Source organism: Armatimonas rosea (genome assembly GCF_014202505.1).
GTDB lineage: Bacteria > Armatimonadota > Armatimonadia > Armatimonadales > Armatimonadaceae > Armatimonas > Armatimonas rosea.
Map to the genome: position 1 here is coordinate 1,233,867 of NZ_JACHGW010000002.1, position 12,975 is coordinate 1,246,841.

The window sequence follows — 12,975 nt, forward strand, 5'->3', positions numbered from 1 at the left end:
GTTATTTTTTCCGTCGGCGAAGCCCCAAGCCTCCCAGCATAAACAGTCCTAAGGTTGCCGGCTCGGGGACCGACTGGGCGCGGGAGCGGTGGGTTGCTGGCGCACCGGACGAGGTTGTTGTGCTGGTGCTCGTGGTCAAGGTCGGGCTCATAAGCGGAGTGACCACGATGGGGTCTTTTTTATCTCCCCACTGGACCCTGTCTTTGGGGTCGGTGGGCGCGGGCGTGGCCTCCGTGAGCGTCGCCTCCGTGAGCGCAGGGAGTTTGATCTTCAGGGACTTAGCGCCATTGGTAAGGGTCTGGGCATGAGCAACCCCAAAGAGCCCTGTGGAAAGGAGGGTTAGACTGAGCAAGATTCGGAGAGTGATGCGTTTCATTAAAAACATCATGGATATCTATAGGCTTTACCCTTAGGGAGTGTGTAGATAAACACGTAGTTTTACCGTAAAAGCTAGAGCCCACCTCCAATGGGATTAATGGGAGTCCCGTTGCGGCGAACCTCAAAGTGCAGGTGTGGCCCGGTCGCCAGCCCAGTCGCCCCGACACGAGCGATCACCTTGCCTTGCTCCACGCTCAGTCCCTCGGTGACAAGCAAGGCCGAGCAGTGGGCGTAGAGGGTAGAGAGGCCGCCGCCATGGTCAACCACGACCACATTGCCGTAGCCCCGCATGGTTCCCGCATACGCCACGACTCCCGCCGCCGCCGCAACAATCGGGGTGCCGGTCTCCGCTCCAAAGTCCACGCCTGCATGGAGGCGATTGATCTTGAGGATGGGATGAAAGCGCATCCCGAACTGCGAGACAATGCGGCCCGCGACCGGCTGGACCAGCTTGCTGGCAAGGCCGCCCGGGAGCGGGGTTCCCTCAAGCGTCTTGAGCCGGAGCGCGATCTCCTGGGAGTCGGCGGCGAGCTGGGCGTACTCGCTCTCGATCTGGATACGCTTTGCCTGCGCCTCTAGGAGCACCCCACGGCGCTTCTGTACGAGCTGGGCCTCCTGGTCTTGCTGTGCCCCCAGGGCGAGCTCTTGCTGGTGGATCTCGGCGGCCTTTTCATCGACCAGCCCTTTCCACTTGAGCACTTGCTCACGCCCCGCCTTGATCTTGGCGATAAGAGTGGACTCGTACTTGACAATGGAGCGGACCAGCTGGGCGCGGCTGACAAGCTCGCCCATGGTGTGCGCTCCCAGCAGCACCGATGCATAGCGCACCGGCCCTTGGCGATAGTTGGCGGCCATGCGCTGCGCCAGGCTCCGCTGCGCCTCGGTGAGCGCGTCCTCCGAGGTCTGCAGCAGGGCGGCGACATGGCTTTGCTGGCTGCGTGTTCGGGCGAGGCGCTGCTTGACCTCGGTGAGCTGCGCCCGGGTGGTCTTGAGCTGGCCCTCGACCGTCGTCAGCTCGGTGGCGATCGCCTCCTCGGAGCGCTTGGCGAGGGCGAGCTGCTGCTGGGTCGCGAGGAGCTGCTGCTGGGCGGTCGTGAGCTTGCTCTTAAGCGCCGTCTTTTGCTGTTTCGTGGTGGGCGGCTTACGCATCGCACAATTGTACCGTGACCGACAAGGTAGAATGAGAGCAATGCACCGCGTCTCCCTCCTCGTTGTTCTGCTCGCTGCTCTGTCTCTGGCAGGCTGTTCCAAGCCCACGCGCCAAGGGACCGAGCCCCTCTCCTCACCCGCGGCGGGCTACGTCCGCCTGATCCCGGTAAAGGTCAAAGAGACACCCGACACGCTTCACTACCAGTGGAGCCTGCTGGGGGAGCGCAACTGGACCACCCCGAGTGTCTCGGGCGGAAAGGCTTCTCTTGCGGGAGTCTACAAGCTCAACGACCCGAAGACCTACGGTGGCTGCCCGACCTGGCTCTGCGATGTGACCTTTACCAAGCAGGCAACGGACTGGAAGTGGGAGCTTCGTCTCCACGGCTCCAACGGCAAGACCGCCACCGAGACCGGAACCGCCGCAGGCACCCCCGAGATCCTCGCTCCTAAAGACACCGACACGCGCCTCCCCGCCGACATCCCGCTTGCGCGCCTGGGGGAGAAGACCCTCACCCTCGACGCCCCGGCGTCGTGAACGACACGGCCCCCGCTTCGCTGCTGGCGCTCCGCGCCGTGATGTCGCTCCGCGACTTTGTGGCCAAAGGCCAGCAGCAACGCGGAACTTGTGTCGTTCACGACGCCAGCGAGAAGGCGCGGCGGGCGTTGGCGGTCGTGAGCGCGTCGAGGTCGGTGGGGGAGATACCCCGAAGCGCCGCGATCGTGTCGCGGATGTGGGTCAGGCGGCAGGGCTCGTTGGGGAACTTACCCCGGAACGGTTCGGGCGAGAGATAGGGCGCATCGGTCTCCAGCAGCAAGAGCTCTGCGGGGGTCGCCTTGACAATCTCCCGGAGCGCGTCGTTTTTCTTGTAGGTCACCGGCCCGTCCACCCCGAGGTACCAGCCGTGCTTCCAGCAGGTCTCCGCGTGGCGTAGCTCGCCGGCAAAGCAGTGGATAATCAGGGGGATATCGGCCGCCTCGTTTTCGAGAAGCGCCAGGCACTCATCGTAGGCATCCCGGCAGTGGATCACCACGGGCAGCTGGACCTCACGCGCGAGGGCGAGCTGGGCACGAAACGCGGCGTACTGGAGGTCGCGGGGCGAGAGATCGCGGTAGAAATCCAGCCCAATCTCCCCAATGGCCCGCACTCTTGGGTTTGTCGCCCAGCGACGTAGCCGCGCCGCAGTCGCCTCGCTCCAGCTCTTGGCGTCGTGGGGGTGCACCCCGACCACCGCCCAGATGCGCGTGTCTTTCTCCGCCAGCGCCACCGCTTTCGCGGACGAGGCTTCGTCGAAGCCGACCACGATAAAGTCGGTGACCCCCGCCTCGGTGGCGCGGCGCAGGACACCAGGTAGATCGCGCTCCAGGGTGTCGTTGTTGAAGTGAACATGTGTCTCAATCATTGGTTTTCGTTACTCTATCGCAGGCCTGCCCCAAAAAGAAAGGATCGGTCGGTTTTCAACCTGCGTCTAACGCAGAGCGTCGAGAAGAATCTGCAGGTGCTTGCTATCGGGGACGGGGACGACGCTCTCGATGGTGGCGGGGACGCCCTCCACGCCGCAGGCTTTGGGATCGTTGAGGGCACCGGTTGCGGAGCGGAAGCCGTGGCGCTCCCAGGCGAGCTTCTGAATCTCCGGGTCCTGGAGGGCGGCGATCAGCTTCTTGCCGTTCTCGGTGATCGCCAGGATTGGGTGGCTGCTCCAGACAGTCGGCTTGAGGTAGAGCACGCGGAGCTGGGCTCTCTGCGCGGCGTACTTCTCGGGCGAGGTGCGGGCAAAGTCGATCAGCTGGGCCTCGTAGCCGACAATGATCGGCTTATCCCCGATTCCCCGGCTGACATACTGCGCAAAGAGCGTGTCCGAGCTGCTCTCCTGAAACCCCTGCGCAGCGATCAGGGCCTTGACTCTGGGAGTGCTGTTCGTCCCGAGCAGGGTCTGTAAGAGGCCGGCGTAGAGGTTCCCCGACGACGACTTCACGGGGTCGGTGGTGTAGAGCACGACCTTTCCGTAGAGCTCGGGCAGCCCGAGGTCTTTCCAGCTCTTGCCTGCCTCGGCGGCGGCGATCAGCTTCGGGAAGTCGAGCTGCTGGCGCTCCAGGGTGTCGGCGACCTTGGCCCAGGTGTAGAGCACGAGCGGGGAGTTGAGGACGTTCTCACTGGCGACCAGCGGCTTGCCCGAGTCTTTGTAGAGGGCGAGAGCGACCGTCGAGGAGGGCCACAGGAAGTCCTTGCCGGTGGTACTGGGGTCGGTGACCATCTCGAGCGAGCCGCGCTTGTCGGTCTCCAGTACCAGCCCGTAGCGTGCTTTGAGGAGCTGAACAAAGGCGGGATCGGCGAGAAGTGCGCTCTTCTCTCCGCCAACAGAGCCCCGTAGTACGATTGTTTTTGTGTCGCTGCTTGGCTTCGTCCGTGTCAGGAGCGCGGCGACCCCTACAACAGTGAGCAATAAGATCAGTCCGATAAATTTTTTCATTGGTTCTTATTTTCGATTACGCGTTCGGGGACAAACTCGATCAGAGTCTGTCGGAGGGCGGCGAGCTCCGAGGCCAGCGCCCGGTCATCGTCACGGCGGTGGGCCTCGGCGAGGCGTAGGAGGCGGCTCTCGACCAGCTCTAGGAGGGTGATGAGCTCCGTTCGTGCTTGTCCGGTGGGGGGTGTGCCGTCTTGGTAGGGCAGGCAAGCCCGCTTGACATAGGCGAGGTGCTCCGCAACGGCGACCGTGAGCTCGGGCTCCTTGCGAAGCCGTTGTGCGAGGGTTGCGATCTGACGCAGACGCTCACCCTCGTCGCGGCCCGCCCAGCGGGTAGCGAGAGGCTCTAGCCAGGGTTTTTCGGTGGGGAGTGTCTTCGGCGCGAGGAGGAGGCGCACCCCCAGATACGCTCCGCCCGCCAGCGCGGCACTGACGAGCAGGGGCTGCTTGGACGCCAGGAGCAGGATCAGAAAGACCAGGACTGCGGCGGCACCCGCCTTGAGGTCAGCCATTGTAGCCCTTCGCTTCCCGGAACGCCGCGCTCAGGTTGCCACGTCCCTCAAAGGTCTTGCCCGATGTTGCTCCCGTCAGCGCATCTAGCTGCCCCGGCGATGCCTCGCCAAAGCGGATCGCAAAGACCGGGATATCGAGCTTTTGCTGCTGCACCTCGCTCAGGCTCGCCCCCGTGTTCGACTCGCCGTCGGTGAGCAGGATCACGGCGGGGAAGTAGTCCTCGTAGCCGGGCTGCTGGTGGATCCAGCGAAGCGCTTGGATGGTCGGGGAGTAGATGTCGGTCCCGCCGGTCGCCTCCAGCGCCTGGATCTTGGCGTTGAGGCTGGCCAGGGCGTCGGGCGCGTTGCCACGCACCTCCCAGAGCGCTTGCGGGGCACCGCTGAAGGGGATCACGACCGTGATATCGCGGGGAGACGCTTGGAGGAGGCTCCGGCGGGCAAGGTCTTGGTTGAGGAGGCCACGCATCGCGGACTTGAGCTGCTCCAGCCGCTCGCCGCGCATGCTCCCCGAGACATCGAGGCAGTAGACGGTCAGCGACGGCTTACGCAGCGTGGTCTGGTAGAGATCGAGCGCCTGGCGCACCACCTCGGCGCGGGGCAGGCGGAGCTGGGAGGGAAAGGCATCGCCGATGGGGCCGGTGCGGCGCCCGGTCGCGGCGAGCTCTTGCTGAATCTGGGGGGAGAGGAGCCAGCGCTGGAGCTTGTCGAAGGCTTGGCGCTTGCTGGCGGGCTGTCCGTGCTCCACATAGCCCAGCGGAGCATCTGCGATCGCGACCCCGTCCGAGGGGTAGATCACGGTGAGCCTCTCCCGGCCTTGCGCGGCGAGCTTGGCACTGGCCTCGGTCGCCATCACCTCGTAGTTGAACATCGCATCGTAGTCGTCGTAGCGGCTCACAAAGAGCTCCGTCAGCCAGCCCGAGCTCCCCGACGACCGATTGACACCGCCGAGCAGGGAGGCGACATTTTTCTGTACCGTGGGCTTTTGCAGGTCCGTCTCGCTCAGCACCTGGGGCTTTCCGGCAAAGGCGGAGAGAAAGGCGAGGTAGGCGGCGGCACCGCTGTTGCTCTGGGTGGCGGAGGTCATTAAAAAACGAAGGCGACCCGCCTGGGCCGCCTTACGTATTTCCTCGGTCGAGACCGTCTTCTTATCGTTCCAGCCCAACCTCTGGGCCACACTCTCTTTCACCGCAAGCCCCACAGGGGACCAGTAGATGCTCTGTGCGTCTTTGACGCGCCTCTGGGTATCTCCCAGGCTGGTCCAGAGCGACTGCGCGGGCCAGACCGCATCGGCGTCGCCCCCGCCGCTCTCCAGCTGCCGCATGATCTCGACCGAGCCCTTGTACTCCAGCTGGATCGTGACCTGGTTCTCGCGTGCAAAGCGCTGCACGAGTGGCTCTAGGCTCTTGTTCTCGCTGCCTGCCACAATCCGCAGGCTCTCTTGGGGGGCAGTAACTTGCTGGCACCCCGTCAGCAGGCCTCCTGTCATCAGAAGGATCACGAACGCGCTTCGTGTTGGTTTTGTTTCTCTTATCATTGCCCCTATTGTCGGTCATAACCAAGAGGTTTATGTTAAGAGGGAGTTATGCCGGGGATTGGAAATCCCCGGCACAGAGAAAAGAGCGTCCCGAGGACGCGGGGATCCGTAGCTTCTCCGCGTCCTCGGGACGCTCCCTAATCCGTAGGCGGGGATTTCAACCCCCGCCGTAACCCCCGCCGTATTTGACGGCTAGCGTTTCTTCGCCAGCCAGAGCTTGCGCAGGCGCAGCTGCTCCTCGGAGGGCGTGGCGACCGAGCGAATCTCGCCCCGCTCGGCAAGCTCTAGGCCGACATAGGAGAGGGCTTGCTCGACCGGAAGCTCGCCGGGGGAGAGGACCAGCTTGTCGTAGAGCGGGCCAAACGACTCGCCGCCGGCGACGATCAGTTGCTTGCGAATCTCGTCCTCCACAAAGCCCGGCTGGTTGTTGCGGCACTTTTTCCAGAGCGCGAACTCGACATCGTCGAGGCTCCGCTTTCCGTTGGTCTTTGCCAGGAGCTCCAGGTCCAGGCAGAGCCCCACCACGAAGCCATCGTCGTAGTAGCTCAGCCCGAAGCCATTGCTATTGCCGCGCCCGTTGTTGGTCTCGCCGACACGGGCGCTGGACTCGTTGGGGGAGACGGTGAGGCGGGCGGGGGAGCGGCGCTGGCGGCGGACATTGCTGGCGATCTCGTTGTAGAGCTCTTGCTCGGGTGTCCAGCCAAAGCGGCCCAGGAGCATCGTGGAGAAGTAGTCGGTCGTGCCCTCCAGCCACCAGAGGGCCCCGGTCTTGGGGAGCTGGGTGTAGTCGAAGGGGCCGAGCACCTGGCTGCGGACGCGCTTGACATTCCAGAGGTGGAAGAACTCATGAGCTAGCAGGCTCGCCGTGCGCCGGGAGAACCCCGAGCCGAGGCTGATCTCCGTGCTGCTCAGGTGCTCCAGCCCCGAGCCCCCCATGCCCGCGCTTCGGACCGTGAAGTGCCAGACATACTTTCCGTAGGGAGCGCCGCCCATGAACTCCGTCTCGATCTTGGAGACTGTCTCACAGGTCTCGCGCAGGAGCTTCTTGTCGATCTTGTCTGCCGCGGCACCGCGTAGGGCGATGATGTGCTGCTTACCCGCGACCTTGTAGGTCTCCTCGTAGTAGCTCCCCAGGGTCACGGGGTTATCGGCGAGGGTATCGTAGGAGTCAGTTTTGTAGCTGGGGCCGTTGCCGTCCAGCCCGACAGCCACCTTCCAGTCCTTGGGCGTCTCCAGGGTCAGCTTACAGCGCTCTTGGGTGCGCCCGACCACGTAGAGGTAGGTTGTGGGTCCGCTGTAGTGCCCGATGCCGTTTTGAAACTCCAGCGGCGCGGAGTAACGGAGCGTCACTTGCTTTGTCCCTGCGCTTGGGATCTTCCAGGTATGGTCATCGACCGCTGTCACCTCAAGGGGCTTGTTGTCTCTATCTGTTGCGACAAGATCCTTGACCCGTGCGCCGTTGTTCTGGAGCATGTAGTGCCCCGGCGACCAGTTCGGCATCTGCACCAGAGTCTCGGCGGCGCGCGTGGGAATGGTCACGGTGATGGCGAGCTGGCTGGTGTCGGGCTGGGGCTGGACCCTGTAGCCAATCTCGGCGTGGGCTTGGCTGGCTGCGGCGAGTACCAGCACGAGAGCGAGCGAGTTTTTCATGCAAAATAGTCCTTGATAGCGTTGATAAAGCGTGCGATTCCCTCGGCATCGACATCGAGGTGGGTGACAAAGCGGGACTCGGGGGTGATGAGCGCCAGCAGGCCGCGCTCATTGAGGAAAGCTTGGAGGGGGGCGCAGTGCTCGTCGGGGAAGCGGGCGAAGACCATGTTGGTGGCGTGGCCCAGCACGGTCACGTGGGGAGTGTCGGCGAGCCCCGCCGCGAGCCGCGCCGCGTTGGTGTGGTCGTCGGCGAGGCGCTCTATATGGTGCTCCAGCGCATAGAGCCCGGCAGCGGCGAGAAACCCCGACTGGCGCATCCCGCCGCCCAGCACTTTCCGCCAGCGGTAGGCTTTTTCAATCAGCGGCTTGGAGCCCACCAGCACCGAGCCCACGGGGGCACCGAGCCCCTTGGAGAGGCAGATCGAGACCGAGTCAAAGCCCTCACAAGCCTCCGCGAGCGTGCTGCCCTGCGCGACCACGGCATTGAAGACCCGTGCGCCGTCGAGGTGCGTCGCCAGTCCGCGGTGGTGCGCCAGCTCGGTCGCCGCTTGCAGGTAGCCACGGGGGAGCACTTGGCCGTTGAAGGTGTTCTCCAGCGCCAGGAGCCTTGTGCGGGCGAAGTGCGCGCCCAGACCTGGCCCATAGTGCTTGATCGCCGCAGCGAGCTTCTCCAGCGGGAGCGAGCCATCGGGCTCATTCTCAATCGGCTGGGGGACAATCGAGCCCAGCACCGCCGCGCCACCGCCCTCGTACTTGTAGGTATGGGCGAGCTGCCCGACAAGGTACTCATCGCCGCGCTCACAGTGCGCCATCAGGGCCGCGAGGTTGCTCTGGGTTCCGGTCGGCAGAAACAGCCCGGCTTCTTTTCCCGCGGAGAGCGCCAGCGCGTCTTGTAGCTCCAAGACGGTAGGATCGTCGCCCCATACATCGTCCCCGACCTCGGCACGGAGCATCGCCTCGCGCATCGCCGGGGTGGGGCGGGTTACCGTATCGCTTCGTAGATCAACTGTCATGGAGGGTTATTTCTGGAGCTGAAGGGCAATATCCTGGTTGAGTGTGTAAAGCTCTGCGACTCGTCACGATGTCATTAATCCGTGGCAGAGGCTCCAACCCACCATCCATTACCATCATTAGAAACTAGTGTCCAGAGAAATGCGCCCCACCACTCGTTGCCGGAATCGAAGTAGTTGGACCAGTCAGTAGACCATTTCCGAATGGTAAACTCGGAGAGGTCACTGAACAACCGTGTCAATGTTTGTGAACAAATCGTATTTGCTTCCTCAGCACTCTGGCAACGAATGCTGTAGGGAGGTTCCAGAAACGCATAGGTGTATTCGCGGATAAAGTCGTCTATGCTGACAAGCTCTGATGTTCCCTTGTTATTGTATTTGATGGAATAACGACTGTCTGGACCGAGTATGTTCGGATCAATTGGGTATGGAAAACTGCCTGGGTCAGTGAATATTTTGTGCCTCAGGTTGGTGAAATACTCCTCGTTTCGCTTGAAACGTTCCTCCATGCCTTGAAGGGCAACTTGCTTGTGTACGGTCTCGTCCTCTCTCGTGTTGGGAGGTGTTGCAAAGAGAAAACACTCGACAACGATCCCAACGCGATCCGCGAGATCTCTGAGATAGTCACCGTGGTGTCCGGTCCCGAATGAGTCTGTAAGGAGGGGGAAGGTGCTCATTCACGGGGCCAGGATTTCGTCCCAGCGGAGCATCACCCCCTGGGCCTTGAGGCGGGCTTGGAACTCGGCGAGGAGTGCGGGGGAGTCGTGGACGGCGCTGGGGTCGCGCAGGTTTTTCTCCAGACAGAAGGCGGCCAGGGAGCCGGCGATCTCTCCGGCGAGGAACTCCGTGGGGTGCATCCGCGCCGATGCGAGGGCGAGGCGGCTAGCACCGAAGTTCTTGGCGGCGGGGAGGATATTGGTCGGCCCCGATGCCGGGAGAAACGCTCCGAGCGGGAGATGGTAGGGGAGCGCGACGGAGAGCAAGGGGGGCTCGCCCTTGCTGGGGTGGATGTCCATGGCGTAGAGCGCGCAGCCGACCGTGTCGGGGAAGACCGTGCCCCACTTGGCGGCGGGATCGGGGGAGCGCAGGTGGTTCTGGGTGAGAGTCGTGCGGGCTTGCAGGCGGCGCGACTCGCGGATATAGGGGTGGATCGCCCAGCCGTCGGCGGGCACCTGCATTTCTGGGTAGCCGAGCTTGGTGGGGTCTTCGTCACGGGGGCACTCGGTCTGGAGCCAGTAGGCAAAGCCCTTGGCAAAGTTTAGGCCACGCTCTAAAATCCGCACTTGCTCGTCCACGGGCTTGTCGAGATAGCTCTCCTCGTGGAAGTCGTTGCCGCGCCAGTTGATAAGCGCGAGGTCCCCGACCGGTGAGGTCTTGCCCATGAAGCTCGATGCGGCGATCAGGCGGCGGTAGGTCCAGAAGGGCAAGTAGCCGCGGCCGTTTGCCTCGACTCGTCCCAGGACTTTATAGCGCACCGAGTAGGGCTCGGCCTTGTCGCGGTAGATGTAGTCGAGGGTGTACTCGCCCAAGGACTTGAAGTAGTCGTACTCGGCGGGTTTTTCGAGGATCGGGCCGGGGGCGGCTTGCCAGTCCATCAAGAAGCAGTAGGTGAAGCTCTGCACCCAGCTCGGGTTGGCGGTCTCGGGCGCGAGCGACTCTCCAAACTCGGCGAGAGATTCCTGGCCCAGGCGAAACGGGGAGCCCGCCAGCGCGAGCGCGGCACCGTCCTCGGTGGCATCGAGCAGGAACTGGCAGCCGACACGGGTGATCTTGCCCGTCTCCAGATCGGCGAGATCGGCGTAGTTGATGCGCTCCTGCCCGGAGTAGCGTGTCACGGAGCGGAGCTGGTGGCGCATGAGAATGCGGCGGATCGTGCCGGATTTTTCGTAGGGGGCGAGGCGGTCTCGGATCGCCTTCTCCCAGACCGTGGGCAGGCCGGAGACGCGGCTGACCCAGCAGTCGCCGATGTTCTTGCCCGCGCCGCGCTTGACACCGGGCTGGGCGTTGTAGTAGTCGCGGACAGCCTGGCGGAGGGCGCGGTAGGTCTTGGTGGAGGGGCCGGGCTCTTTCTCGACATGGCTGTTCTCATCGGGGACGGGCACGAGCTGGCTGGTGAGCTGCCCGCCCAGCATCCGGGTGGGCTCGACCAGCACCACCGAGAAGCCCCGCTTGGCGGCGGCCTCCGCGGCCGCGACTCCACCCAGTCCCCCCCCGACAACAAGCACCTCGCAGCTCAGGCTCACATCGGAGGGCGCGACCGCGACCGTGACCGCGCGTCGCTTCTCGATATCCAGGACGCGGGTGAGCTCAAAGGGAGCGGGAACCGTGGGGGCTTGGGCGTGGGCTTCAGGCATGGCTAGGCTCAGGAAGGCAAGGAGGGCGAGGGACGGGACGGCTGAGAGGCGCATGGAATTCTCTCGCTCCCCTTTGTATCGCTCCCATGAACGGGGGCGTCTCGCCCCCATGGAAGGGGGCGTCTTGCTGTCCTCGTGCCTCGGACACAAAGGGCGCTTCGCGCCCATGGGCGAAGCCCTTCGTGTCGGAGCCTGCGACGACAGCGAGACGCCCCCCTCCAACGGGGGCGATTAACCCTCCAACGGGGGCGATACAAACGGGGACGATCTAAACGAACTACTTAAAGGTCGTCTTCATCAGCTCGACAAGCTGCGGCGGGACAACCTTGAGCACGGAGGTGGCGCCGACAATATCGACTCCCTTGACCTCGGTGCCGACCAGTGCGGCCATCTGGCCGAACTGCTTGTCGCGCACCAGCTCGGCGGCCTTGATCCCGACACGCATGCCCAGCACACGGTCGAAGAGGGTGGGGGCACCTCCGCGGTGGACATGGCCGACCACGGCGTGGCGGCTCTCCCAGCCGGTCTTCTCGGTGATCGTGCTGGCGACAAACTCACCCACACTGCGGTCCGAAAGCTTGACATGGCCGAAGTCATCGACCGCCTTCTCCTCGCCGGAGAGCGCAGGGAGCTCGGTGCCCTCGGAGCAGACCACGAGGCCGTACTTCTTGCCACGAGCGCGGACCGCGTTGAGGTGGGCTACCATCGCATCGACATCGAGCGGCTCCTCAGGAAGGGTCACCCAGTCTGCGCCACCGGCCACACCGACATACCAGGCCACCCAGCCTGCGTGGCGGCCCATCACCTCGAGCACCATCACACGGCGGTGCGAGCGCGCGGTGTCGCGCAGGCGGTCGATGGCATCGAGGCCCACGGCAGCGGCGGTGTCGAACCCGAAGGTGAAGTCCGTGCCGGAGAGGTCGTTGTCCATGGTCTTGGGCACGCCGACTGTTGGGACCCCGTACTGGGAGTAGAGCTTCGCGGCAACCCCGAGCGTGTCCTCACCCCCCAGGGCGACGATGGCATCGAACTTGGCCTCTTTGATATTGCTTAGGACCGCTTCCAGGTCCTTCTCACCGCCCTTTTTGAAGGGGTTGGTGCGCGACGAGCCGAGCATGGTGCCGCCCTGGTAGATAATCTCCTCGACATCGCTGAGGCCCAAGGGGCGGTAGATTCCCTTGACTAGCCCGCGCCAGCCCTCTTCGATCCCGACAAACTCGAAACCGAAGTCCATGCCACGGTAGACCACGCCCCGGATCGCCGGGTTCAGGCCGGGACAGTCGCCCCCGCCCGTCAAAATTCCAACTTTCACAATCAAGCTCCCCGAAAAACGGCCCCGGAGAGTCTTCCGGGGCCGCTTCGTTTTGTTATCGTTCGGGCTCTAGGATACCGTAATTTCCATCGGCTCGTCTATAGAGGACGCTTACTTGATTTGTGTCCGCGTTCTCAAAGACAAAGAAATCGTGGGAGAGGAGCTCCATCTGGGCGACCGCCTCAAGCTCTGTGAGAGGTTTAATCGCAAATCGCTTGCGTCGCAGAACTTTACCTTCGTCGGTGTCCTCAGGCTCGTCGGTGTCGTCGCCCACAGCCATGCGACGGGGAGAGTCGTGGTCGTGGTGGGCGCCGCGGTGGTGCCACTTGTGACGCTCCTTGTACTTGGACATGCGGCGCTCGAGCTTGTCTACCACACGATCGATCGCGACATACATGTCCTCGGCGCGATCTTCTCCCCGGAGTAGGATTCCATCGCCTTCGAGCTGGACCTCCACACGGTGCTCTTTCCCCGAGATACTCTGGGTGACCGTCGCCGCATGGAGCGCTGCGAAGTGCTTGGAGAGCTTGTTGACTTTCTTGTCTGCGTAGGCCCGCAGAGCATCAGTAATGACGACTCCTTTGCCGCGTACCTGAACTTGCATAGTGAAT

Annotated in this window: 13 protein-coding genes; 1 reads left to right on the forward strand and 12 read right to left on the reverse strand. The window is 63.5% G+C overall.

What is annotated here, in order from left to right; all coding sequences use genetic code 11:
• Position 1 precedes the first annotated feature (1 nt).
• Together HNQ39_RS13575 and HNQ39_RS13580 are read right to left on the reverse strand one after the other, a co-directional pair.
• Complete coding sequence (locus HNQ39_RS13575) at positions 2-376, reverse strand: PEP-CTERM sorting domain-containing protein (RefSeq protein WP_184196827.1); 375 nt, start codon at positions 374-376, stop codon at positions 2-4.
• A gap of 74 nt (positions 377-450) precedes the next feature.
• Entirely contained in the window at positions 451-1,527 is a 1,077-nt protein-coding gene (locus tag HNQ39_RS13580; protein WP_184196830.1) for a peptidoglycan DD-metalloendopeptidase family protein, read from the reverse strand.
• Between the two features lie 40 nt (positions 1,528-1,567).
• On the opposite strand from HNQ39_RS13580, the gene HNQ39_RS13585 reads away from it, so the two are divergent.
• Positions 1,568-2,062: a hypothetical protein gene (locus HNQ39_RS13585; protein WP_184196833.1), complete on the forward strand. Its 495-nt coding sequence runs from the start codon at positions 1,568-1,570 to the stop codon at positions 2,060-2,062.
• 97 nt (positions 2,063-2,159) lie between these two features.
• Here the strand turns inward: HNQ39_RS13585 and HNQ39_RS13590 are convergent, their stop codons facing one another.
• From HNQ39_RS13590 to hpf, 10 genes are all read right to left on the reverse strand, one after another.
• Positions 2,160-2,927: a TatD family hydrolase gene (locus HNQ39_RS13590; protein ID WP_184196836.1), complete on the reverse strand. Its 768-nt coding sequence runs from the start codon at positions 2,925-2,927 to the stop codon at positions 2,160-2,162.
• A 66-nt stretch (positions 2,928-2,993) separates the two neighbouring features.
• Positions 2,994-3,995: a type 2 periplasmic-binding domain-containing protein gene (locus tag HNQ39_RS13595; RefSeq protein ID WP_184196839.1), complete on the reverse strand. Its 1,002-nt coding sequence runs from the start codon at positions 3,993-3,995 to the stop codon at positions 2,994-2,996.
• Positions 3,992-4,504 (reverse strand): hypothetical protein, encoded by a 513-nt coding sequence (locus HNQ39_RS13600; protein WP_184196842.1) that lies wholly within the window; start codon positions 4,502-4,504, stop codon positions 3,992-3,994. The genes HNQ39_RS13595 and HNQ39_RS13600 overlap by 4 nt, the downstream gene beginning before the upstream one ends.
• Positions 4,497-6,038 carry a VWA domain-containing protein gene (locus HNQ39_RS13605; RefSeq protein WP_184196844.1) on the reverse strand — a complete coding sequence of 514 codons (1,542 nt, stop codon included), beginning with the start codon at positions 6,036-6,038 and terminating at the stop codon, positions 4,497-4,499. Before HNQ39_RS13605 ends, HNQ39_RS13600 begins: the two co-directional genes overlap by 8 nt.
• Before the next feature lie 192 nt (positions 6,039-6,230).
• A complete protein-coding gene (locus HNQ39_RS13610) occupies positions 6,231-7,688 on the reverse strand; it encodes a M61 family metallopeptidase (protein ID WP_184196847.1) in 1,458 nt (485 codons plus the stop codon).
• On the reverse strand, positions 7,685-8,701 hold the full coding sequence (ltaE, locus tag HNQ39_RS13615) for a low-specificity L-threonine aldolase (RefSeq protein ID WP_184196850.1): 1,017 nt from the start codon (positions 8,699-8,701) through the stop codon (positions 7,685-7,687). The genes HNQ39_RS13610 and ltaE overlap by 4 nt, the downstream gene beginning before the upstream one ends.
• A 74-nt stretch (positions 8,702-8,775) precedes the next feature.
• The gene (locus HNQ39_RS13620; protein WP_184196853.1) at positions 8,776-9,375 is read right to left on the reverse strand and encodes a hypothetical protein; all 600 of its coding nucleotides are present in this window, start codon (positions 9,373-9,375) and stop codon (positions 8,776-8,778) included.
• A complete protein-coding gene (locus HNQ39_RS13625) occupies positions 9,376-11,106 on the reverse strand; it encodes an FAD-dependent oxidoreductase (RefSeq protein ID WP_184196856.1) in 1,731 nt (576 codons plus the stop codon).
• Positions 11,107-11,329: 223 nt separating this feature from the next.
• Positions 11,330-12,364 (reverse strand): ATP-dependent 6-phosphofructokinase, encoded by a 1,035-nt coding sequence (locus HNQ39_RS13630; protein ID WP_184196859.1) that lies wholly within the window; start codon positions 12,362-12,364, stop codon positions 11,330-11,332.
• 55 nt (positions 12,365-12,419) lie between these two features.
• A complete protein-coding gene (gene hpf, locus HNQ39_RS13635; RefSeq protein WP_184196862.1) occupies positions 12,420-12,968 on the reverse strand; it encodes a ribosome hibernation-promoting factor, HPF/YfiA family in 549 nt (182 codons plus the stop codon).
• Between the last annotated feature and the right edge of the window lie 7 nt (positions 12,969-12,975).

Bases quoted from the DNA above. Each gene is read 5' to 3' on its own strand.
- HNQ39_RS13625 (WP_184196856.1), bottom strand. From the start codon at position 11,106: ATGCGCCTCTCAGCCGTCCCGTCCCTCGCCCTCCTTGCCTTCCTGAGC.
- HNQ39_RS13580 (WP_184196830.1), bottom strand. From the start codon at position 1,527: ATGCGTAAGCCGCCCACCACGAAACAGCAAAAGACGGCGCTTAAGAGC.
- HNQ39_RS13600 (WP_184196842.1), bottom strand. From the start codon at position 4,504: ATGGCTGACCTCAAGGCGGGTGCCGCCGCAGTCCTGGTCTTTCTGATC.
- hpf (WP_184196862.1), bottom strand. From the start codon at position 12,968: ATGCAAGTTCAGGTACGCGGCAAAGGAGTCGTCATTACTGATGCTCTG.
- HNQ39_RS13590 (WP_184196836.1), bottom strand. From the start codon at position 2,927: ATGATTGAGACACATGTTCACTTCAACAACGACACCCTGGAGCGCGAT.
- HNQ39_RS13575 (WP_184196827.1), bottom strand. From the start codon at position 376: ATGAAACGCATCACTCTCCGAATCTTGCTCAGTCTAACCCTCCTTTCC.
- ltaE (WP_184196850.1), bottom strand. From the start codon at position 8,701: ATGACAGTTGATCTACGAAGCGATACGGTAACCCGCCCCACCCCGGCG.
- HNQ39_RS13605 (WP_184196844.1), bottom strand. From the start codon at position 6,038: ATGATAAGAGAAACAAAACCAACACGAAGCGCGTTCGTGATCCTTCTG.
- HNQ39_RS13585 (WP_184196833.1), top strand. From the start codon at position 1,568: ATGCACCGCGTCTCCCTCCTCGTTGTTCTGCTCGCTGCTCTGTCTCTG.
- HNQ39_RS13610 (WP_184196847.1), bottom strand. From the start codon at position 7,688: ATGAAAAACTCGCTCGCTCTCGTGCTGGTACTCGCCGCAGCCAGCCAA.
- HNQ39_RS13620 (WP_184196853.1), bottom strand. From the start codon at position 9,375: ATGAGCACCTTCCCCCTCCTTACAGACTCATTCGGGACCGGACACCAC.
- HNQ39_RS13595 (WP_184196839.1), bottom strand. From the start codon at position 3,995: ATGAAAAAATTTATCGGACTGATCTTATTGCTCACTGTTGTAGGGGTC.